This window comes from Cardinium endosymbiont of Culicoides punctatus (assembly GCF_004354815.1).
Lineage (GTDB): Bacteria > Bacteroidota > Bacteroidia > Cytophagales > Amoebophilaceae > Cardinium.
In genome coordinates this window covers 20,368-43,395 of the sequence record NZ_QWJI01000002.1, presented here as the reverse complement: position 1 = coordinate 43,395, position 23,028 = coordinate 20,368, and the positions used below count along the sequence as shown (strand labels likewise).

At 33.0% G+C, this 23,028-nt stretch carries 14 protein-coding genes, 1 tRNA gene and 1 pseudogene; 5 read left to right on the top strand and 11 right to left on the bottom strand.

What is annotated here, in order from left to right:
• The first annotated feature begins 44 nt into the window (after positions 1-44).
• On the top strand, positions 45-1,397 hold the full coding sequence (locus CCPUN_RS00575) for a trigger factor (protein ID WP_133281649.1): 1,353 nt from the start codon (positions 45-47) through the stop codon (positions 1,395-1,397).
• A 287-nt stretch (positions 1,398-1,684) separates the two neighbouring features.
• Here CCPUN_RS00575 and CCPUN_RS00570 read toward each other — a convergent pair.
• Both CCPUN_RS00570 and hslU read right to left on the bottom strand, forming a co-directional pair.
• Positions 1,685-1,756: transfer RNA gene (locus tag CCPUN_RS00570), tRNA-Arg, on the bottom strand.
• Positions 1,757-2,402: 646 nt separating this feature from the next.
• A complete protein-coding gene (gene hslU, locus CCPUN_RS00565; RefSeq protein ID WP_275541298.1) occupies positions 2,403-3,770 on the bottom strand; it encodes an ATP-dependent protease ATPase subunit HslU in 1,368 nt (455 codons plus the stop codon).
• 178 nt (positions 3,771-3,948) lie between these two features.
• Between hslU and CCPUN_RS04665 the strand changes: the two genes are divergently transcribed.
• Entirely contained in the window at positions 3,949-4,101 is a 153-nt protein-coding gene (locus CCPUN_RS04665) for a hypothetical protein (RefSeq protein ID WP_165941873.1), read from the top strand.
• A gap of 220 nt (positions 4,102-4,321) precedes the next feature.
• Positions 4,322-6,118, top strand: coding sequence for an AAA family ATPase (locus CCPUN_RS00560; RefSeq protein ID WP_165941872.1), 1,797 nt, complete (start codon positions 4,322-4,324; stop codon positions 6,116-6,118).
• Positions 6,119-6,161: 43 nt separating this feature from the next.
• Here the strand turns inward: CCPUN_RS00560 and CCPUN_RS00555 are convergent, their stop codons facing one another.
• The 3 genes from CCPUN_RS00555 to CCPUN_RS00545 all read right to left on the bottom strand — a co-directional run bounded on the left by CCPUN_RS00555 (position 6,162) and on the right by CCPUN_RS00545 (position 13,486).
• Positions 6,162-10,628 (bottom strand): contractile injection system tape measure protein, encoded by a 4,467-nt coding sequence (locus CCPUN_RS00555; protein WP_133281646.1) that lies wholly within the window; start codon positions 10,626-10,628, stop codon positions 6,162-6,164.
• Between the two features lie 613 nt (positions 10,629-11,241).
• Positions 11,242-12,177 (bottom strand): site-specific tyrosine recombinase XerD, encoded by a 936-nt coding sequence (gene xerD, locus CCPUN_RS00550; RefSeq protein ID WP_133281645.1) that lies wholly within the window; start codon positions 12,175-12,177, stop codon positions 11,242-11,244.
• A 127-nt stretch (positions 12,178-12,304) separates the two neighbouring features.
• Positions 12,305-13,486 (bottom strand): ankyrin repeat domain-containing protein, encoded by a 1,182-nt coding sequence (locus CCPUN_RS00545; protein WP_133281644.1) that lies wholly within the window; start codon positions 13,484-13,486, stop codon positions 12,305-12,307.
• Between the two features lie 591 nt (positions 13,487-14,077).
• Between CCPUN_RS00545 and can the strand changes: the two genes are divergently transcribed.
• Complete coding sequence (gene can, locus CCPUN_RS00540; protein WP_133281643.1) at positions 14,078-14,734, top strand: carbonate dehydratase; 657 nt, start codon at positions 14,078-14,080, stop codon at positions 14,732-14,734.
• 58 nt (positions 14,735-14,792) lie between these two features.
• On the opposite strand, the gene CCPUN_RS00535 is transcribed toward can, so the two are convergent.
• The 6 genes from CCPUN_RS00535 to CCPUN_RS00510 form a co-directional block, all read right to left on the bottom strand.
• Positions 14,793-15,269 carry an HIT family protein gene (locus tag CCPUN_RS00535; protein WP_133281642.1) on the bottom strand — a complete coding sequence of 159 codons (477 nt, stop codon included), beginning with the start codon at positions 15,267-15,269 and terminating at the stop codon, positions 14,793-14,795.
• A complete protein-coding gene (locus CCPUN_RS00530) occupies positions 15,256-15,783 on the bottom strand; it encodes a CvpA family protein (RefSeq protein WP_133281641.1) in 528 nt (175 codons plus the stop codon). The genes CCPUN_RS00535 and CCPUN_RS00530 overlap by 14 nt, the downstream gene beginning before the upstream one ends.
• 154 nt (positions 15,784-15,937) lie before the next feature.
• A complete protein-coding gene (locus CCPUN_RS00525; RefSeq protein WP_133281640.1) occupies positions 15,938-16,978 on the bottom strand; it encodes a PD-(D/E)XK nuclease family transposase in 1,041 nt (346 codons plus the stop codon).
• Between the two features lie 377 nt (positions 16,979-17,355).
• The gene (locus CCPUN_RS00520; protein ID WP_133281639.1) at positions 17,356-18,660 is read right to left on the bottom strand and encodes a hypothetical protein; all 1,305 of its coding nucleotides are present in this window, start codon (positions 18,658-18,660) and stop codon (positions 17,356-17,358) included.
• A gap of 351 nt (positions 18,661-19,011) precedes the next feature.
• Positions 19,012-20,478, bottom strand: coding sequence for a hypothetical protein (locus tag CCPUN_RS00515; RefSeq protein ID WP_133281638.1), 1,467 nt, complete (start codon positions 20,476-20,478; stop codon positions 19,012-19,014).
• 800 nt (positions 20,479-21,278) lie between these two features.
• The gene (locus tag CCPUN_RS00510; RefSeq protein ID WP_133281637.1) at positions 21,279-22,412 is read right to left on the bottom strand and encodes a PD-(D/E)XK nuclease family transposase; all 1,134 of its coding nucleotides are present in this window, start codon (positions 22,410-22,412) and stop codon (positions 21,279-21,281) included.
• Between the two features lie 189 nt (positions 22,413-22,601).
• Between CCPUN_RS00510 and CCPUN_RS04880 the strand changes: the two are divergent.
• Positions 22,602-22,934 (top strand): annotated as a pseudogene (locus CCPUN_RS04880) (hypothetical protein); the annotation flags it as partial.
• Between the last annotated feature and the right edge of the window lie 94 nt (positions 22,935-23,028).

The following is a 23,028-nucleotide window of genomic DNA, read 5'->3' as shown; positions in this document are numbered from 1 at the left end:
TACGGAGGTTCCTTTTTGGTTTTTTATTTTAAATCTGACTTACCTTGGATATTCAATTTAATAAGATTAATCCTGGACATGGGGTTATTTCTATCACTTTGCATGAACCTGATTATAAATCTGTTGTTGACCAACAGATTAAACATCACGCTAAAAATGTTCGCCTAAAAGGATTTAGATTAGGGACTGCACCCATAGATCTTGTTAAAAAGATGTATGCCCCGGCTCTCCTTGCTGAAGAATTGCCTAAGTTAGCAATGAAAATATTAGGAGATTACATTACGCAAGAATCCATTTCTATTGCAATGGAGCCTATTTTTGTTCCTTCCCCAACAACACAGGATATTTCCAATTCCTCGGAACATACCTTTGCTTTTGAAATTGGTTTACTAGATGATTTTCCTATTGAATTAGGCCTGCACATATCTGTTACTAAATTTGAGATAGGTAGTGCTGGGGATAAATCAGTAGGCGAGTTTTTAGAAGTGCTACAAATGGTTCATGGAGTATCTGTAAATCTTGAAGAAAGTGCAGAAGACGCTATTTTGCATGGCACTTTAAAGGATATTAGTATAGGAAACGATGCTGATAAAGAAAGTGATTTGGATATTCGTATTTCTGTGGCCCATATTCCTGAGCATTTAAGAGAAAGATTCATCGGTCTTCGCGCAGATCAAACGTTAGAGCTTCCAAAGGAGGCTTTAATAAATCACTCTCCTGCCTTTTTAGGTATAAGTGTTGACGAACATAAAGACCTTAGATGCCATAAAACAGCTTCCTTGGGCTTATTTACAGTTTCTAAAATAAATCATGTTACATCAGCACCTTTAACTCCTCAGTTGTTTGATCTAGTATTAGGACAAGGAGTTGTTGATTCTGAAGATCCATTTAGAGAAAGAGTGCGTAATATTATTTTGTTTGATAAACGAGCAGAAGCCCGATATCTTTTTTATAATAATCTTAGAGATGAACTGTTTAAGCATGTTTCTTTTGAACTACCTGATTCATTTGTCAAAAAATGGATCTCTGTACACAATTCTGAAGCAACTATCGATCAGATTGATGAAATATATAAAAACAATTATCTAGCTTTAAAATGGGAAATTTTATTGAGTGAAATAGTTAAAAGAAATAATCTAATTGTAACGCACTCAGATATATTGGATGAAGCTAAAAAAACTTACCTTAGAACCGCTCAACGTTTAGGTGATTTTGATAATCAACCTTCTGAATCAGCTTTTGAGGAAATAGTCACCTCTTTTTTAAAACAAGGTGATGGAAAGTTTTATAGAAAGTTGCATGTGGATTTGAGCAGATCTAGAGCTATAAATTTTATAGAAAAGCATATTTCTGTTATGCATAAGGAAGTTACTGTTGAGCAGTTTGATACTAGGTAATTTTTTTCGAATTACTCATTTTTTATATATTCAGCTCTACTGAACGGTCTTGTCTAAGAATAATGCATATCCTACAAATAAGACGTTTTAATATTAGGAATGTTGTTTTTAACATATAACCTTGCCATATAGTCTGCGGCTCATAAATATAGAAGTAAAAAAACACAGATAGGGCTTTCGCAAAGCCCGCAATAATGCTTACTTTTTTAGAGATGGTTATGTTTAATAATTTCTATAATCAATAAAAAATGAATATATAGAAATATATTATGGCTTTGTTAGAATCGTGGTCTCGGCAGGAATCGAACCTGCATCAAAAGTTTAGGAAACTTCTATTCTATCCGTTGAACTACGAAACCGCTTTACTGCTAAGATAAGTGATTATTAAATTTTTTCAACCGTTTGTTTCTTAAAAATAGCATTTAATCCATCTTGAAAAATTCCCTAGAAGCGTGTACTGCTAAAATAGGGTCATAAAATCTACTCTTTTTGTATATATTACTCCTACATTTTTTTGGGAATAGTGCTTGATTGTTCCTGATATGCTTTTGCTTTTCCAGGTACAACATGCTTTCCCAATGTACTATTGATAACTGTTGGTTTTACAGAGTCTACTATAGTACGTGAACGTAGCCTGTTCATTTTTTTCTTGTAATTATAACCATTCATGATCTAACTAAATGTATTTAAAATGAAAAAGAATTGTAAATTTATTGCCTATGGGAATATTTAAAATATGAGCTACTTTCTTCTGTTATATGATATATGAAAAGATCAAGACTTAATACAGGAAAAAACTCTTTACCTTATCTGTACCGTTAATATAAGTTACAAAAGTATTTGTAAAATGCAATAGCAAAGTTTTTTAAATGTAACAAGCCTAGTATGTTTTTATTTCTTTTACCTGTTTTATAAACACATATTTTGCTTGAAGGAGTAAAAAATGAATTGTTGTATCCTGTATGTGCAAATACAGACACATGGCTATATATGCGGCCAGATAGGTTATAAGATGTACTTATTCAAATCCTTTTTTTGCATTAGCTTAGACATGGATGTTTGTACCATCTCTTGAGTAATTTTAAGAGTTGTATTTGGTAAAATAGTATCAGGCACATCGAAGAGTATAGGGTTTAAAAGATAGCTCATTACAGTTTGTAGTCGTCGTGCTCCAATATTTTCTTCTTCTTCGTTAAGGAGGTAGGCGATAGAAGCAATTTCTTTTTTTGCCTCCTCGTCAAAATGCAATGTTACTCCTTCTACCTCTAGTAGTGCATGATATTGCATAGGCAAGGCACTTTTAGGTTCGTCTAAAATCTTGTAGAAATCCTCTTTAGAGAGACTTTGTAATGTTACTCGAATAGGGAACCTACCTTGTAGTTCTGGAATTAAGTCAGACGGTTTAGCCATATGAAACGCTCCAGCACCAATAAATAGAATGTGGTCTGTATGAATGACTCCATACTTGGTATTAATAGAACTTCCTTCTACAATGGGTAAGAGATCTCGTTGAACGCCTTCTCTACTAACCCCTGGATGATTCCCTGGGGTTGTGCTAGCAATTTTATCAATTTCATCTATAAAAATAATGCCAGAGTTGCTAGCTCTAATTAAAGCCTCTTCTTTAACGGCCTGCATGTCAATAAGTTTTGTTATTTCATCCGTTAAAAGTAGTTTACGCGCCTCTGAAACGGAAACTTTTCTTTTTTTTGTTTGTTTTGGTAAAAAGTTGCTTATCATATCCTGAAAGTTCATCATAATACCTTCTTCTACAGCAGGACTCGCATTCAAACTTATGCTACTAGGATTCATAGACTTACTAAGTTGAATTTCTATTTGTTGATTATCTAATTCACCACTTCTTAATTTCTCTCTAAAACGTTCACGGGTAGCATGTTTGTTTTCTTCATGTTCCGAGCGTTTTTCTATTTCTCCTTTAACTTTAATAGGCGGTAGTAGTATATCTAAAATGGTTTCTTCTACATGTTGACTTGCTTTTTCCTGAAGTTTTTCCATTTGTTCTTCTTTTACCATAGTTATGGCACGCTCTACCAAGTCTCTTACCATGCTCTCTACATCACGTCCTACATAGCCTACTTCTGTAAATTTAGAAGCTTCTACTTTAACAAAAGGGACCTTTGCAATTTTGGCTAGGCGTCTAGCTATTTCTGTTTTTCCCACCCCTGTTGGACCAATCATCAAGATATTATTTGGCATAATATCTTCTTTGAAATCGCTAGAAACCTGCATCCTACGCCATCTATTTCGCAAAGCAACGGCTACATTCCGTTTCGCTTCTGCTTGTCCAATAATATACTTGTCGAGTTCGGCTACAATTTCTTTTGGTGTGAGTGCGTACATATCCATTGACATGGTAGTTTCCATTTGCTTGAGTTTAGTAAAATACTATAAAGAATAAAGATACGTTTTTAAATGTATATAAAGTTGCATTTATTAACCTTCCTATACAAATTTTTCTTTGATTTTTTGTAATATCCCAGATATATAAAAAAAAATTTCTTACTATTGAGTAACATTTAGTATATATGTGATGGATGCAAAACATAAATGGATAGCAGAATTAGAAGTTAAACTTCAATACTTAGAATCAGAAAATAAGCTTTTGAGACAACGTTTAGCTGTTCTAGAACGTCGTTTAGCCAATTTAGACCGACGTTTAGGCCTAGTTTGTAGCGTAAACTAAAAATATATAGACTGACTTGTCTTCCTGAGAGATCATGATACCTGTTACACGTATCATTGATGTAGCTTTCTTTGTTACTTCCTACATGGCTCATTAAGACATATCGAGCAGTAACAAACAAATGTTTAAAAAAATGGGTTGCCAAAAAAACAAAAGTATTTATGTAGTATTATTGTATCTTATACTATCTTTATTTGCATGTAAAACAAATAAGTATGGTATGCATCAAGATACAAAAGACTTAGAGAACAAAAGACCATTAGCAGACGTGTCAATAGGGTCTGATAGTAAAAGACAAAAATTAGGTTATGAGAATATCCCTATTGGTATTGTTTCTATAGAAGAAATGTTATCTACACAGTATTATGTAGATAAGACGGATCATGCTTATAAATTAATGTCTGGTGTTAATAAATACATCTTTCTCTCTCGTCCCCGAAGATTTGGCAAATCTTTGTTTGTTAGCACATTAGAAGAAATAGCTAAAGGAAATAAAGAGCTATTTCAAGATTGTTATATCTATAATTCTGGTTATGATTGGAAGAAATATCCGGTCATTAGGGTGGACTTTGGAGGAAAAGGTAATATGACACCTGATAATCTTCTATTATACTTAGAAGACAAACTAAAAGATGTTGCTTCAAATTATAAATTGACTGTAACAGGTGATACATTTCAATCAAGATTGGAAAACCTTGTTAAAAACATGACAGATCTAGATGGTTATGCTAATAAAATAGTAGTCCTAGTAGACGAATACGATGCTCCATTTATTAACCAATCAGATCCCGTTATAAAAGAAAGTAATCGTTTGATTGTACGAGATTTTCTAACTGAGATCAAAAGCCTTACTTCTAGTAACTTTATTAAGTTAGAATTTATCACAGGTGTTAGTGCTTATTCTTTTAAAGAATGTAAATCTGGACCGAATAATCTAAATGATATTACTTTAGATAAAAATTATGCAACTATAGCTGGTTATAAAGAAGAAGATTTATTACAGGAAGGTTCTGTTTACAGTAAAAAAATAGATGAGTTAGCAGAAGAAAGAAATATAAGTAGGGATATACTAATTGGTGAAATACGTGCTATGTACAATGGTTATAAATTTCATCCTGAAGACAAGACGATATCTGTATATAATCCATTGTCAACATTAATGTTTTTAAGTCGTAATGAATTAGATAACTATTGGATTAATACAGGAACGCCTACATTTTTAGTGAATAAAATGAATAAGTTAAATGCTGATATAAACTTTTCTACTCAACCTATTGAAGTTGTAAAATCTAATTTAATAGAACATAATGAAGATAATTTAACTATAGAAGGAGCTATGTTTCAAGCAGGTTATCTAACTATTAAGGGATATAAAAATAAATTAGGACAAGGAAAATTTAGGAGACCTAATGAGCCAATATTACTAGAATTTCCTAATGATGAAGTTGAAGATTCTTTTTATGATTTCTTAGTACCGGAATTTAAGAAAAAATCGAAATCAGAAGGTGAAAAAATTAAAGATAAAATAATTACAAAACTGAAAGATATAGATCTAGAAGGTTTTGTTAAAGTTATTAGATCATGCATGTCAAGTATACCCTCTAATTTATCTAATCCAAAGCATAATAGAAATGAAGCCTACTACCATACAGCTTTACACTGTTTATTAGAAGGAGCAGAATTAAACCCACTTAGTGAACATGCTACTAGTGAAGGTAGGATAGATATTGTTATTAACTCATTAAGTGATGTTACCTATATATTTGAATTAAAACATGACCAAAATTCTAATACTGCTTTAGGTCAGATAGAAGGTAATAATTATAGAGAGAAGTTTCTTTATAAAGACAAAAATATAGTCCTTATAGGACTTAATTTCTCTAGTAAAATGCGTAATGTTGAACAAAAATTTGATTTTGTCATTTACGATGAAGAAGGTAATCAAACTACTAAAGATACTATACTTGGTAACCGTCAGCATGTAAGTAACAGGGAAGTTACTAGACAACGAGGATAAAAAAACATTCTACACAATTTTTCCAAAATCCCCTAGTAAAATGCTAAGTGGGCATCCAAAATAGCACTATTTCTTCTTGCATCCAAGGCAATTTAATTTTATTGGTTGACCATGGCGGTACCAAGTCCAAATCATCATCTTGGTACATAATGGTTAAATGCCAAGATATAGGTTCAGTTGACTCATCGAAAGCGACTCTATATAATATACCCATTCTATTTAAAAAATATTTTCTAAATAAGTCAGGTGTAATGCCACCCTCAAAAGGGGCTTTTTTACTGAGATCTTCTAAATTTGTCCAACGTTTTGTCACTTTTTCAATAAGTGCTTGACTAGCTATTGCTACGATCTCTTCAGTAGACTCTTTTGGCTTTTCTTCATAACACGCTTGACTGTTTTCTTTGCTGGCATTTTGCTGTATGTCTTCTTCGTACTCATCAGTGTCATTTTCTGCATAGGTTCCTAACCATTCTATATATCCTGTATCTGCTGTATCTATGTGATGATAAGGAAGTAATACTTCATCATAAGAGAGTCCACAAAGTAATTTAGGAAGTGTAAGCTGCCATTCTGGACTTTTTAGCTTCCCAGTAACCAAATATTGCAATAGATAGACCGCATTATGCGCTGCTTGCTGAGAAGCAAATTGATTGCCTCCCATAAGATGCTGTTGCTTAAAAAACTCGAATAAAAAAGGAGATAAAAAAACCAGTCCGGTATTTTTAATATAAACCCGAACTTCCTTATTTAAGCGGGTTGTTTTTTTCTGCGTTCTTTGTTTGTTAAAAATGAAATAAGTTGCTTCTTCCAGTTCTGAATGTTGATCATTAAAATTTTTAGGAGTTATTGCTCCAACAGAAGGTGATCTGTGAAATGGTTCTTTAAGCATCGGCTTAAGTATAGCCATGATATTTTTTTCTTCTTGGTTAATAGCATTTTTCCGTAAAACGGTAGTAATAATCTTGTTTATTACTTCCTGATCATAGCAAATATTGGCTAGGGTAGTTTGCAAAAAATGTGTTTCCTCAATGCGATCTGTTGTAAGTAGATAGTCCATAACAGCAATAGATAATTCTTTTTCCCATGTTGGTAAATGAAACCGTTTGCCTAATTCATGAAGAGAAAGATTCTGGAATAAACTTAGATAGGTTTTTACAAAAGTATATTGCTCTTTTGCTAAAAGCTTTATAATTTTTATATTGACTTTACTGCTAAAATAATGTGTAATGCGTCTAGCAATGGTGGATGGATGACCCTGATTTTTTAACATGGTTAAAAATTTTGATGGGCTATCTGCAATAAATTGTATCAACTCGTTTTCTAACTCGTTGATTGTAAAATTATATTGCCCAGAAAAAGTAGTAAGTCCACCATTGAGTAATAAATGGAGTTTCTCTAAAATCGGGCTTCCGGAGCCAGCTTGAATAGATTCTTTTTGAAGAGATGTATATTTTTTTTCCTGAAGGTCATTTAATAGTCCCGCAAGTGGTTGTGTTTCCATATTACTTGCAGAATCTTTAATCATCATGTTAAATGTTTGCAGCAATGTTGGGGATGTTATTTCTAAGGCATTGCTTATTTTATTAATGACCTGCTCTATCCAGTTAGACTTATTGAATGCCGTATGAACGTTAGGTAGCGTTTCCAACACAGCAGTCCAAAATATGGCTTTTGTATCATTTTTATGTCCTATAGAACCTTGTGTTGCACACCATAGTTGATAACTACTCTGTATGTAATTGGTTATCTCTGCTCCGACAGGACTATACTTTTTAACCAATAAGATAAGTTGTGCATGGGTAAAATGGGCAATAAGCCTTTGGCATACATGCTTTTTAGCTACTACCTGTGTTAGAGAGAAAGAAGGTTGGTGCTCCATTACATCCTTGAATAGCGTAGTTTCATTTTCGTAGGTACTGAGCATGCCTGTATGTAAAAACAGGTTCCAAATTTGCTCAATACGCGTGCGTTTTTGTTGAATCGTTTTTTCAATATCTTGCACAAGAGATGTGGTAATATGCGTCAATAATGTCTTAGAAATCATTGGTAAATGGTGGGCAGCCAATTGTGTGATTTTTGATGGATAGTCTTGGTAAACATCACCCCGTGCTATAGCTTTGATAGCTGGAAGTAATGTATGATGGTAAATAGTCCATGCTTTGCTATCCAGTTGATTTTCATATGATTCGTTTGTAGGCAAAAATATCAGGTCTACTTCATCAATCGTATTTAATTTCAATAAGGATAATTTACTTTTAAATATGGTAAGCGTTTCTACGATATGAGGCTCTTGTTTTTCTCCTGAAAGATGGATCAATTGGTCACATAATATTACAGAATTTAGTTGGGTATGGCTTCCAAGATGCATTACAATACGCTCTATGTATTGCTCCTCTGTAGTGGGTGGATTATGGGCAATGGCTGCTGTAATCAATAGCTCTTTGGCTAAACGAATATCTGTCTGTTCTGCGCTATGATGTAGTAATTTTGATTGGATAACTATGGCTTCTAAAGCAGCTAGTGTTTGTGCTGAAAAAGGAATAAATATTTCAACCAATTTATGCAAGATTTCTTCTGTAGCATGTTGAATCAATTTTTTAAGCATAGTTTGATCTCGACATAGGCCAATCAATTGATCATATATTTTCTGAGGATCTGCCATTTTAAGGCTCTTTGCTATGAAATAGGCTGGAACTTGTTGATATTCAGGAAGCTCACCACTGGTTAAAAAAGTTACTACATTTTCTAAAGAAAAAGGAGATGCACTATCCTGATTTTTTATACCTATGTGATGTATAGATTCTATATCTAGATCATTGCTTTCAGGTACCATGTGCGCTTCCGCTAAAAGGGATAAAAAATTATTTTTAACCATCTGTAAATTTTCAGAAAATGGCTCTTGCTCTAGTATCTGTATGAATTTTTCTTTTTGATCAGGCTTTAATTGAGCAATATATGCTTTTTTCTCCCAATCTGGGATGGTTAATGTTTCTAGTAACATACTATGCACAAATGTTTTAGTAATTGTCTCTGTGTTCATGTACTGTTTTACATATGTTTTGTGATCAGCAGCGTTAGGGGAATTAGCCGCATCTGTAATAACCATTTCAGAAGTCCACTGTGTGACCATCTCTTGTACTTCTGGAACATAATGCTCTTTTGAGCTGCTCAGTGCATTTGTTAAATGCTGTTTATCTATAATGCCCTGCGCAAAGAGTGTATGAAATGTTTCTCTAATTTTTTTAAAAAAAATCACTTTAGGATATCCAAAAGCACAATGAGTCAATGTCATCTCTTTTAGGGATAAGGTAGTCTGCATAGGAGCAGGAGTAGTATCTAATAGTATGTTAGCAACATGAGAAAATATGGGTACAATGGTAGGATCTATAGATGCTATCAATTCAATAAAAAGAGCATCTGGTAGTTTTTTTGCTAATTGTTTTCTGTTTTTTATTTCCTTAAGCCAGCTCTTTACTAGGTCACGTACGAATGGTTTGGATAGTTGTGCTTTAATGTTATGGATTACCTCTAATAACCGATGGGAAGCAATGGCACCACGTCCTATTTTATCTAACTCATTGATTATAAACCCTTGTTGTTGTATTATCTGCCCCTTGGATGTTGATGTTGTTATAGCAAGATCTTGTAAGGTTGCAATCAATTCTTTGGAATGCGCATTACGAGATTTTATTTCTGGTTGTTCGCAGTAGTTATGCAGCTTTTCTAAGACATTTTCATAACCAATAGATTTTGTTATAGCTATCTGTTTAAGTAACATTTTTAGAAAACCTGTACGGTCTACTATCAGGTTTTGTTGATGGACTAAACCCATTAAGGCTGCTGTAAGTAACTGTTTGTGTGGTGTGTATGGTCCATCTGCTAATATACGTGTGTTATATAATAATGATTCAACTTCTGCTATAATAGGTATAAAATCATTTATAGGTCGTTTTAATAAAAGGCTAACTGTATGTTCTATAGTAGTTTCTGAAAAACATGTAACACAACGTTGAATAGATTTTGCTTTTTTGGGTAGATTATGCCAAAATTTTTCTATATATACAGGCGCATTATGGAGCAATTCTAGATATGTTTTTTCTATGTGATATTCAGATTTTTCTGTCATCCACCAAGCAAAATTACCTTCTGAGAGGTAATGTTTTATAGCTTCTAATTTTGCTTCTGGTAGTGGAGTTATTTGATGTGCAGTAGGGTTTCGACTTATTTTTGCTATTTCTTCTTTTAGCGCAGACATCAGTGATTTTTCTATTCGATTGGGAAGTTCTTGTTTAAGATTTTGTATATCTACGTCTCCTGCGGTGATAACCAGTTTATCTAGATGAATTACTACATCATGTGGAACATGTTTAGAAAATATTTTTTCTAATATGGGTGTAATACGTCGTTCCAGCACTTTATTTACAATTTGTTGAATAGTCTTGCTATCAGCAAGATTATCAGTAGTAACTTCAATACGGCTTCTTAGAATAATATGATGATTGGTAGACATATTTGCCTCTGGTTAAACTATAGCAAAAGAAACCTAAATTGGATAAACAATTCGTTAAAAATGCGTTTGGCATTAAGCATTAATATGCTAACTAAGATAATCATAGGTTAGGCTTTTTCCAACTTTGATCCATAGCAATTTCTTGGTGGTTTAATCCCACATTCCGCACCTTTTTTTAGATTCTTATTAATTAAATTAAGATCAATTGATAACATCAAAACTATTTAATATTACTTCAAAAACAACATTTTGTAGAATATATTGTTTAATGAAACACTCATTTCATAATGAATGATTAGGTTTGCTTCTTTATTATACTAAATAAAAAGTTACCATACAATAGTAAAGCAAAAAATTATTACTAATTAGTAGTTTCTAAAACTTATACTCTGTACAAAGTTTTACTTTGGCTATGAAAGTATATTACTATACAATTATAAAAATTATTAGTAATCAATTATAAAATAATTGTAAGATTTGCATTTTTTGGTGCGGAATGTGGGTTTAATCATATGGAGCTAAGGTACCTCCAAAATAACCATAGTTATAGATCTACTATCAAAGTTTCCCAAGGTTATTTAGACACTCATAGAACACCCTGCTGTAATAGCTCTTATTTTATGCTTTTATGCTTATTTTCGGTGTTTGACATACTTCTTGGATGGTAATCTTGTATAATCTGTTTTAGATAATTTCTATCTAAATGGGTATAAATTTCAGTAGTAGTTATAGAACAATGGCCTAGCATTTCTTGTACAGCCCGTAAGTCTGCTCCTCCTTCGACCAAATGGGTAGCAAAAGAGTGTCGGAAAACATGCGGGCCAACGTCCATATCTACCTGAGCTTTTTTTGCAAGCGCTTTTATGATTAAGAAAATCATCACCCGAGTGAGCATTTTTCCACGTTGGTTTAAAAAAAGGCAATCTAGGTGACCCATTTGTATGTTCATCTGCGAACGGACTTCTTCTATATACCGTTTAATGTATTTTAATGCCACAGCACCAATAGGCACAAGGCGTTCTTTATTGCCTTTACCTATTACACGTAAAAAGCCCTCTTCAAAGTAGACATGGCTTAATTTTAAGGCAGTGAGTTCAGATACCCGAACACCACTGCTGTATAATGTTTCTACCATTGCTCTATTACGTATTCCATTAGGCGTAGAGAGATCTATGGCCTTGAACATAGATTCAATTTGATGGACAGATAAAACAGATGGTAGATACCGTCCTAGTTGGGGGCTTTCTATCAGTTGTGTAGGGTCTTCAGCGATATGGTGAGCTGTCAATAAAAATTGATAAAAAGTGCGTAGTGCAGAAAGTATTCTAGCTTGACTTGTTGCCTTCATGCCCACATGATGCAAAGCAGCTAAAAATTCATGGATATGGGTAGGGGTAGTGGTAAGTGGAGAAATTTTTTGTCTTTGTAAAAAGATTGCTAGCTTCTGGATATCTGCGGTATAAGCGGTTATAGAATTTTCAGCAAGAGCACGTTCTAAACGCAAATACATTTCAAACTGCTGCAGGAAGTATTTCCACTTTTCTTCCATTAGTAAACCATTGGCTATCATTTAAATACCATTTAGGGCATACGCTAAATCCTAGATCTTACCTATAAAGCATCTAAATCCTAACGCATGCCCTAAAGGCAAATATAGCAGTAATATATGGCTAAGCTCAAATCTTGATCGATGCTTGTGGAAGGGTAGATGCATTGTTGGTATTTCCTATCCCTTGACCCACTATCCCTTGACTTACTATTCCCTGTAATTTTAGTTTATATTCTGGTTTTAGTCTGCTACTATGCTGCTCAATTTCGTTATAGATGGTTGTTAGCTCTTCTTTACTCAAACAATCTTTTGTAGTAGTAAGAATATATTCAAACATTCTAAAATCAGACTCATTCAAAGATAATATCTTAGATGCACTAGCATGTTCTGGCATATAAGCCCGTGCAAATACGGTACGTCCTTGACCATTTTTACCATCCTTTGCAAATAGGATGCTATGAACTTTAGTTTTATCTAAATTTGCTATACGGTCAAATAACGCTTTAAATAGGTTTTTATCGTTACCCCGCGCAGCAAAATGGAGTGCATTTCTACCTTTAGCATCTTGTAAAACGAAGTCTTCTATAGGGAGTTTTGTAACCAATAGGTTAACTACTGTTTTTAGCTTTTGTTGAATTGCTAAATGCAATGGTGTCAGACCTTCTTCATTTTTCAAGGATAGTGCTCCTATATAAAGTTTTTGAACCAATAATTCTATTGTTTTTTTTCGCTTTCCTTGAATTGCTAAATGCAATGGTGTATTACCTTTAAGATCTTTCGAATATAACGCTAATTGCTTCTTTTTGTGTTCTGGATCATATGGAACTACCTGACCATTCGCGTTTGTATCACTATTTTTGTCTATATTATTGTCTGGTAAACAAAGCTTATTAATTAATTCAATTGCTATATCTTCCCACCCATTTGAGATGGCTAAATGCAATGGTGTGGCCTTTGTGCTTTGGTCTGTTCTAGTAACATCTATCTTGTCTTGCTTTAACAAAATTTCTACTATAGATTTCTTTTTTTCTTCTAGAGCAAGCAGAAGGGAATTTTTGTCTTGTTTAGATCTACTGATATTATTACAATCTATACCATCGTTCAATAAATCTTGAACCATTTTTGGATCTTTTTGGTGTTTTATAGCACGATAGAGTGAATTATTGTCTTGTATTTCAGTTCCATTTGTTCCACCTGATTTACCCCCACACATATCAGATTGTAACGCAATGGATAAAGACAAAGCTATTATGCCTTTTAACCAGAGATTATATTTTTTATTTTGTAATCCATTTGTATGATTCTTCATAGTAATTAGTAGTAGAAATTGTTAGAATTTATTTTAATGATGTTTCAAGGCCCAATTTAGAACTCAGCTATTCCAAAAATATATATAAAACCAAACACGTGGAATCTATAATAATTTTTACAGATACCCATAATTTTACCCCTTGTAAAAGACATTTAAACACCTATCATCATAAGTGCTTAACTATAGAATAACAAATAATTTATAAAAAAACAAATTGGATGGTGATTTAAATTTATTATGATATAAATCATTGAAATTAAGTTTATTTTGTTATTCTTAATAATAAGTATAAGTAGTTAATTATTTCAAACAAATACGCTGCAGGAAACAGCTTTGAAGACCTAACCGATATAAATGTAAAAATGGCTTCAATAAGAAGCTATATAAAAAATATTGGTGCAAATAAAACATAGGTATTGCACTTTAGTGGTGTATACATATAGTGTTTAACTATATGCTACATACAACGCATAGATTTAACTGATGTGTTTTGAAAGTCAAAAAATTATAGTAATATGGGAGCTATATAGACTCATTGGTCTATAATTTTTCTGGAATATAAAAAATCCAATATTCCTTTTTTTAATTATGATTGATCAACTGCTTAAAAATAACAAAACATGGTCTCTTGCTATTCAAGAAGAAGATCCAGATTTCTTTAACAGATTAGCAACACAACAAGCACCGCATTACTTATGGATTGGGTGTTCTGACAGTCGGGTGCCAGCAAATCAAATTGTAGGGCTTTTGCCTGGAGATATATTTGTGCATCGCAATATTGCAAATCTTGTAATCCATACTGACTTAAACTGTTTATCTGTCATACAATATGCAGTAGATATACTGAAAATCCAACACATTATGGTTGTCGGCCATTATGGTTGTGGTGGCATAAAAGCTGCTTTAAATGGTGATCGTGTTGGATTAACAGATAACTGGCTGCGTCATGTTCAAGATATCAAACAGAAATATGCTACTCATTTTGAAAAAATAGAAACAGAGCATAAGAAATGGGATCTTCTATGCAAATTGAATGTCATTGAGCAAACTATAAATGTTTGCCAAACAACTATTGTTCAAGAGGCTTGGGCAAAAAATCAAATGCTTACAGTCTATGGACTTATTTATAGCCTTAAAAATGGGATACTTACAAACTTGGGTATAACCATTAAGCATATGGAAGAGGTAACAACAGTATATGAACAAGCTATTAAGACTATGCTAATTAAGCGTGACGTCTTATGATCACTTCTGTAATATATTTCAATATAATTTTGAACAAAACATGTACCAGATAAGCCAACTAACCTCTTAAGAAGGCTGCTAATGCGGCTAACTTTTCGTCTGATTCACGTTCTGCATCATGTGAAGAAATATAGCCAGGATATGTCTCAAATTTGTTTTTTATGGTAGAGGTCATCTGGTTCCAGTGTTCTGTTTTTGTACCATGGAGTGGAATGAGTTTAACATGTAGATGATTTACACCATAACCTTCAAATATAAGTGCCGTTCTAGCTACCGTTGTAAATTTATTAACCAATATGGAAGAAACATGTTTAGCAGCCCTCATTAGTGAGTAGATTTCATCTAAGGAATGATCAAAGATATAGCTACTGAGATGATGCTTGGGTATTACAACAGTAAATCCCTCTGTATTGGGAAATATTGACAAAAAGGCTAAGTAGCCTGCATCTTCCCATACTTTATGGCAAGGAGCCCTGCCAGCCACAATATCGCAAAATATACAATTTGTTTCTTTGGTACTTTTATCTATATCCATGATTTTGAATATTTTCTATATGCACATGATGTGGCACAGGTATTGTAGAAATAGATTGCAAAATTTTAGGGACAATCGGCTCCAATACTGGGAATAATGTGCTATTATTCATATAGGGCTTCAAAAAAGTAGTGGATGCTGTATAATTCCCTAAAAAAGCTAACAGGCTTATAAAAAATGCCAACTTTGTTATCCCTAAGAATGCGCCCAATAAACTATCAAAAATACCTAAAAAGGTAACGTGTAAAATGGCTTTAATCATTTTACTAAGCAGTAAAATGATACCACCTCCTATCAAAAACATTACAATCCCTAGACATATGGGGGCAGCTGTGGATAAAAATGGGAAATATTTTCTCGTAATAGGCAGTAGGATAGAAAACATGGTTGCCCCTTTAATTAATCCAAATACCAATAGCGAAGATGTAACCAACTCTGAAACAAAGCCCTTTTTAAATCCATTATACCCTCCCCAGGTAAGTAGTAGGATAAATAAAATGTCTAAAACATTCATAGTTAAACTTTAGTTGTTAACGCTACTAATTTAGTAAAATTTTAGGACGATGGCCTAAATTATATGGCGTTAAGTCGTCCAAGCAGTTTGTCTATTTATATAGTAGCAATTACTATTATAAATAGAAAATATTCTATATCAATGATTTATACCATCATATATTTAAGCTACCACCATTATCTTTAACAATAGCATATATCTCTTCCTTAGAAAGCATGGTAATACTTGCTATGGTATCTATATCCATACCTAATGTTAGCATCTTTAAGGCAGTAGCATGAAGTGCTGCTTGTTTACCTTTCTCTAGACCAATCTTTTCGCCTTCTTGTTTGCCTTTTTCTAAACCAATCTTTTCGCCTTCTTGTTTACCTTTCTCTAAACCAATCTTTTCGCCTTCTTGTTTACCTTTCTCTATTCCAATCTTTTCGCCTTTTTCTATACCAACCCTTTCTCCTTCTATTTTTGCAGAGGAAAGGGTATCATCGGCTTCTATGGCTTTTTTTACATAATAATAATAGTTATTACGTTCTGCTGTATCCATCTTAAGTACATTCAGACGATCAGCTACCTTTTGCATATAGGGAGACTTAAAGTCTTGACCTACATCTGAATGTTTCATAAAATACAACCATTCATCTATTTCATTATGGATAACGTTATTAAAGGAAGGTACAGATATAAAAAAGTATTCGGGAAATACATTATGATGCTCATAGGCAATTAACCCTTGGTTAACGATACGCATATCTACAGGATGTTCTTTATCTATACTATGGATAATGGTTTTACCATGGTAAATCGGTTGGTTTAATTCTTTGGTAGCAAAATATAAAATACTGATATGAAAAATCTTCTTTATGCTTGTATAGTCTTGATTACCAAAAATACTATCTACTACCAACCTGGAGCTATTAAAACAGGCCTTATGCATAAAGTGTAAGGTAAAAGCCCGTTCAATTTCTACGATATACTTATTGCCATCTATATCTTCTACTACTAAATCTGCTATAGACCTTTTTAAATCAGCAGCCTCCTTATTGCTTTCTCCATCTAATAAGGCATTTATCCTAACTGGCTTATAGCCTCTGGTATGCAGTAAAGCGGAAATAAAGCCTTCTATAATATCATAATCTCCTTTATTTCTTAACAAATACTTGATCGCATAATCAAAGGATATTAAAGGCTTTTCTAACATGACGCTATTATTTTTAAGGTTAATAAACTATGTATCCATGGAACTAATATAGTCATTAAACCTATTGCATAAGTAAGCCGGTCAAAAACTCAGACTGCTACACATTAGTATTTGCACAAAAATGACCAAAAAATAAGGACTAAACAGTATATTTTTGTCATTTTATAATAAAAAATGGATTTTTGAGTGGATTTTTTAGGCTAATTCAGTAGGCCGATAAATTACCTAACAGGTCTACTCCTATTAGCATAGAAAAAGTGTTGCTTGCATATAAACCATCTAGAAACTATTACTTTAACTATAAAAATCCCAAATAGAAGCAAGCAACACTTTTCAAGTTTCCACTTAGCTGCATCTAATCCAGCTGCTATAGCACACTAGAAGCTAAAACTTATGCCTCCTCCAATCTTATTTTCCACGCCTTCAGAGAGCTTGGAGTCTACTTTATTTTCTTTGGACAGCGTATATTTCGTTGAAACAGTCCAACGTTTACTAAGTTTGTATTTCATTTCTGGGTTCACACTCCATGAACTGCCAAAAGCGATACCTGGTTTATCTGCATCTTTTACCGTAGTAATGTAATCACCCGAAACGGAAAAAGTAAACTTAGGTGTGATACACCATTCTACATCCCCTCCAAAACCATAGGCATTTATACAAAACAAATCACTTTTACTTGGTTCCGTATAGTAAACGGCACACATTTCTTTCCGCACATTACCTTGTATCGCTTTAAATCCAGCCAGATAGTCTCCTAAACCACGAACATAAGTGGCCTGCCCTTTAATAGTAAATTGCTTAGGTACTATTTTATACTGAATACCTAAATTACCTCCCCAAGTAAGTAGATACTCTTTCTTTTCTTTCGGTTGCGTATCATTAACGTCTTTATGGGTATAATCTGTAAATCTACCCAAACCACTTAACCCAATATCAACCCGATCGGTAACCAATCCTAAGCTTAATCCAAAAGTGGGGGAAGTACCTTTTAACTTAAAATTAAGAGGGGAAGTTACATCCTCTTTTTTATCCAATGTAATTGGTTTAGGCTGATCTTTTTTTGCAGGTTTATTTTTATCTATCAGTGGCGCATTTTTATCGAATTTCCCTGTTTGCAATACAACAGGACTTTCAACGGCATAGCCAAGCCTAAACCAATCAAAAGCATGCTCCATTTTTATTTGAAAAATTTTTGCACTTATCAAGGATGCAGTATTGGCTTCCTTATTTGCCAAAATACTACTCGTATACCCTACTGTTAGCATCTTTGCTAGTGTTACAGTAGCTCCCGTCAATGTAACCTTCTCTTTCTTAAAAGAGGCACTTATGTTTATTGCTGCATCCTTGTCACATAATACCTTTGGGACATCTGCCTTACAGGTTAATGTTGCAGCTACCTGATTCTTAGAAGTAATTTCACTATCTTGAATAGCAATAGAAGGATCCATTTTAATTGAACCACTAACCTTAAAACGTGTAGGCTCTCCCTTATCTGCTTCTTCTTCCTCTCCTTCTTCTTTTTCTTTTAGTTCTTTATGCGTATCTGCTGGTTGTTGCTCCCCTTCATTTATAATGAATGTCTCAGAAGCTGATTCATCTTGATTGAGTTTATCATCAGCATATGCAGCATGCGTTATGCCATTTGCTACCAACCAACTTAATAGTGTTATTTTTATTTTCATAATAGCAATAGTTTAATATTGTTGTTAAATTACCATATCTATTTCAATGGTTTCTCCATGAAATCTTTAGAAAAATAGATTAACAAGGTTCAAGCCCATTTCTTTAGCCTGTTCTAGCAATCGAGAATCAAAAACGGATATCTAAACCCAAGTTTCCCAAAATATAGAACACTGTGCCCAATTATACGGAATATACTATTTAAAAACAATGATTTTATATTATTTTTAAGTTTTAAAATGTATTATACTTTGTTCAGTAGCATAGCATAGCCCATCTTAATGCAAAAATATAATGTACACGAAGGCAATGCATAGCTTTAGGAAAGAAAAGGGGCATGCGAAAAATGAAGGTCAATTGCTATCCAGCAAGTCTTGTGTTTCTGTTAACGCTGGGGACTGACTTGTTTTGCTTTTTATACGTTTGGAAGACTTTATCGTCTTTTTCTGTAACGATGCACAACCGCTGGATTGAGGCAACTGCATGGATAATCCAACCTGTACATAGATAGCTGGCTGGCTGTAAACAATGTTATAGGAAGACTGACCCGCAAATTGTTTAAAACGCTGCCATTCTACAGCAAAGCGAGAGGTTAATGAAAAACAATCTGTAAATTGTTGCTCATAGCCAAAGCCAATATTGTAGGCAGCTGCTTGATGCAAATAAGAGCCAAATGTTATTGTTTTGCGCAACATATTACCTAAATGGTGTACATAAAATAACCGAATATCTACAAAAAGTCTATGGGATTCATTGTTAAAACAGTACCAGCCACATTTAGCAAACCATCTGCCTTGAGCTGACCATGTTTTATGTAAGGATAATGTTGTAGAAGTATTACTATGAACTAATTTAGTCGTGTAATTAAATATGAGTTCCCTACCTACACCAACGATTAATTGCTCCCAAAAAGTATATTGCACACCCAGTGTAATGGGAATTGCCCATCCTTTACCTTTAAATGATATATTATTGTTTTTAGGTAAAATGGAAATACCCTTTGCACCAGATTTATGAACACGGTTAAGCGTATGATAAAACCAGTTTTGCTTATACATTTCACCACCATTCGTAATCAAGAAGCATTCTTGTGATGATTTTTTTATAAAACCCATATTTACCAAACTATTTTGGTAGAAAACAGCTCCGGTGCCAAGCGTAAAATCAAAAGAAAAGTTTGACCACCACATGCGATCTCCCATCGGAGCAGTACGATCAGCAGTAGGCGTGTGAACACCCAGCAATTCTTCCAATAATTCATCATTAGATGGGCTATTTAACTCATTTCTATTGTCCGATAGGACTTGTTTTTTGATAGAAATAGTAGCAGAGTCATCATTGATTGTGACATTGGTTTGCTGGGTGTCGGTTTGTTGCAAATATTTTATAAGACTAACCTTATACCAGCCTTGGTCAGTAGCATTATAGGCCCAAAAGGCCATATAGCTTTCTAAGGTAGCTGCTAGATCTGGTTTATGGTCTTGTTGATAATCTTGTATAATTTTAAATGATTTAATTTGAACCCATTCCTGAGTAACAGGATCATAAGCATAAAAATCTTTTATATTTTTATAGTCATCTAAAATGTTTTCCTGCACTTTATTATTGTCATTGTTATCTGGTTTCTGGTTAACCATATTTTTTTTTTCCATTGTATTACGTGTCTCACGTATTGTGGTGGAATTTGTAGCATGTTTGCTATCGATAGCATTTCCGTTGGTTACATCTGGTAACAAAAAAAAGAAATAAAACAGCATGGAGAAAAAAGCAAGTGCCAAATTACTGATTTTTTTTCTCTCGAATGTATTTGTTTTTTTCATGTAAAATGTTGCTTATTGTTTGGCTGTTTTGGAAAAATATTCACAAGTACATATAAGTAACATACAATCATTTTGCAACAAAGATGTATAGTTAGTCTACATGTACGTATAATAGTTCTAAGTAGCTACTGCTACTACTTACATTTATACCCTAAAAATTCCCTAACTTACTAAATAAATTTAGGGGTTGAATACCTCCCTTACCTCAGCGTTTTTTCATTACAAAAAGCTTATTTCACCTGGTCTATATTTTAATGTAATTATTTTTCTTAAACTATCCAATATTTGTTTATCGAGTCATACAAAATAGGCCATAGTTTCCCTTGTACGTTTACCTTACTAGGGCTGAATGAACCTTTTGCAATCATCTGTATTACCTTTAGAGGGCTTACGCAACAGGTAAGCTATCCTTTGCGCCATTTTTTATTAGCAGAAAGGTTCATATCTGATTTTTTTGTTGTATATGTTTTTAGCATATCATACATTACTGCAAGGAGTTGCAAAGTATAGAATTGAGCTATATGATTTTATAGCATGGGCAGGGTTTTTTCGTAACTACCCAGGTACCCTATGTTCTACATACAACAGTTGTTGTTTTTATAGTTGATTTGTAATGAAATACAAAATTCGTGTAAAAATTTTGGTAGCACATTTTCCAAAATATTAAAATTGATAAAAATATTTCCATTTAACAATCAGTAATTTTTATAAACTTCAAAAAAGGTACCTGGGTAGTTACGTTTTTTCAAAAGACCCATCTTTTTAGACAATGGGGGTATCTCAATGTAAGTTCTAAGTATTTATTCTTCTGGTTGTTCTGTGCGAAGTTTTTTAGCTTGTCTATCAAATTCTTCATCTATATCAGAACAGTCGCTAAATACATTGTTTATTGCTAATCTTGCTTTTTTCCTGATAACATCAATGGGATTATTTTTACTCAATCCTTTTTTTACCACTTTTTCAATTATTTTTCTTTTCCTTTCCTGATTTTTCTTAAAATTCTTTATTCGTTCTTCCTCTCTACCTTCCTCTTTAGCTCTATTCATGTCGATTTGTTTTTCGGTTCGTCTTAGTATGTAACGCTGATAAGCATTTTTCTTTTCTTCTGGAAGTTTTAAATAAGTTAATTTATTTTCAATTTTCTTTATGCATGATTGAGGCAAATGTTCAATTTCAGGAACTGTATCATTTTTAAGTATATAAAACCAATCTTCCAAAGCATTAGTTGATTCTCTTTTTTCAAATTCCGGAATAGATATTATAAAATAATCTGGTGTTATATTACTTGCATGAACTATAATTTTATTACCATTCCTATCTCTTTCATCTAATTCCAAAAGAATATCAATTTCTTCATTATTTATGTTATGATATATAGTTTTTCCCCTACATAATGACGACATATTTTTATCTGGCGTAAAATATAAAAGATTGATATGGTATACTTTTTTGATAGTAGAATAATCCATACCTGCAGCAAGTGAATCAACTATAGTACGTGAAGTTGTATAAAGTGCTTTATGAAAAAAAGATCTTTTAATATTACGTTCTATCTCTACTATATACTTATTTCCATATTTATCTTTTACAAGCATATCTACCAAAGAACCCTTGTCTTTTTTACTTCCTTTATTAGTTTCACTCTCAAGAAGTTCTAATATTTCTATCTCTGGTCCACCATAATGAGTAAGTATAGAAGAAATAAAGCTTTCTAATATCTCATAGTCTGTTTTACTTCTTAAAAGGTGTTTAATAGCATAATCAAAAGAAACAAGTTGTTTGGTTCCAGCTGGTGGTACTGGTACTATATCACTATATATGCGATCTTCTTCATCACTTGAATAGTGTACAGGATCCATACCAAGTTTTTGCTGTTTACAAGCAAAAAAAACTGAAGAAATAAAACAAAACGCTGTTAAAATTAATTTATTCATGATAATTAATCGATAATTATTTTTTATTGCTCGGATATGTCTTAATGAGCCATGTAGGCAATAATAGTAAAGAAGGCTACATCAGCGATACGTGTAACAAGTGTATCACTATCTCCCATGAAGACAGATCAGGCTATGTTTTAGTTACGATATAAAGATATAAAAACGTTTTCAAATAACTAGGAATAGTTGATCATTCTAGATGAAGCAATACGTACAACTGAAAAAACTACAAAAGCATGCAATTTCAGATGGCAGATGGAACAATATCACCGTGAAGTTAAACAAGTAACAAGAATAGGGAAATGTCCGTATAAAAATGCCAAAGCACAACATAAACATATTATTTTACTTCAATAATAGCTGGAATTGTTATGGCATGCACATGCATTGACGAAAAATAGGACCATTTATGCTCTAAAACACGAACTTTTAAAGATTGGACTTCCTTTGAAACATATGATGCAACCCCATTTTATTCTATTTCTATCAACAAATATAGGGCTGAAAATTAGCTTCTAAAGAAGTCTCTTTTTCAGGCAAAATTATGGAGTAGTCTATATACAACTTTCAACTAAAAATGAAAAATCCCTGTAATACAATTATTGGAAGAAAT

Excerpts from the sequence above, each read along its gene's own strand:
- hslU (WP_275541298.1), bottom strand. The coding sequence starts at position 3,770 with ATGTCAATGGATATGTACGCACTCACACCAAAAGAAATTGTAGCCGAA.
- CCPUN_RS04665 (WP_165941873.1), top strand. The coding sequence starts at position 3,949 with ATGGATGCAAAACATAAATGGATAGCAGAATTAGAAGTTAAACTTCAA.
- CCPUN_RS00560 (WP_165941872.1), top strand. The coding sequence starts at position 4,322 with ATGCATCAAGATACAAAAGACTTAGAGAACAAAAGACCATTAGCAGAC.
- CCPUN_RS00555 (WP_133281646.1), bottom strand. The coding sequence starts at position 10,628 with ATGTCTACCAATCATCATATTATTCTAAGAAGCCGTATTGAAGTTACT.
- xerD (WP_133281645.1), bottom strand. The coding sequence starts at position 12,177 with ATGGAAGAAAAGTGGAAATACTTCCTGCAGCAGTTTGAAATGTATTTG.
- CCPUN_RS00545 (WP_133281644.1), bottom strand. The coding sequence starts at position 13,486 with ATGAAGAATCATACAAATGGATTACAAAATAAAAAATATAATCTCTGG.
- can (WP_133281643.1), top strand. The coding sequence starts at position 14,078 with ATGATTGATCAACTGCTTAAAAATAACAAAACATGGTCTCTTGCTATT.
- CCPUN_RS00535 (WP_133281642.1), bottom strand. The coding sequence starts at position 15,269 with ATGGATATAGATAAAAGTACCAAAGAAACAAATTGTATATTTTGCGAT.
- CCPUN_RS00530 (WP_133281641.1), bottom strand. The coding sequence starts at position 15,783 with ATGAATGTTTTAGACATTTTATTTATCCTACTACTTACCTGGGGAGGG.
- CCPUN_RS00525 (WP_133281640.1), bottom strand. The coding sequence starts at position 16,978 with ATGTTAGAAAAGCCTTTAATATCCTTTGATTATGCGATCAAGTATTTG.
- CCPUN_RS00520 (WP_133281639.1), bottom strand. The coding sequence starts at position 18,660 with ATGAAAATAAAAATAACACTATTAAGTTGGTTGGTAGCAAATGGCATA.
- CCPUN_RS00515 (WP_133281638.1), bottom strand. The coding sequence starts at position 20,478 with ATGAAAAAAACAAATACATTCGAGAGAAAAAAAATCAGTAATTTGGCA.
- CCPUN_RS00510 (WP_133281637.1), bottom strand. The coding sequence starts at position 22,412 with ATGAATAAATTAATTTTAACAGCGTTTTGTTTTATTTCTTCAGTTTTT.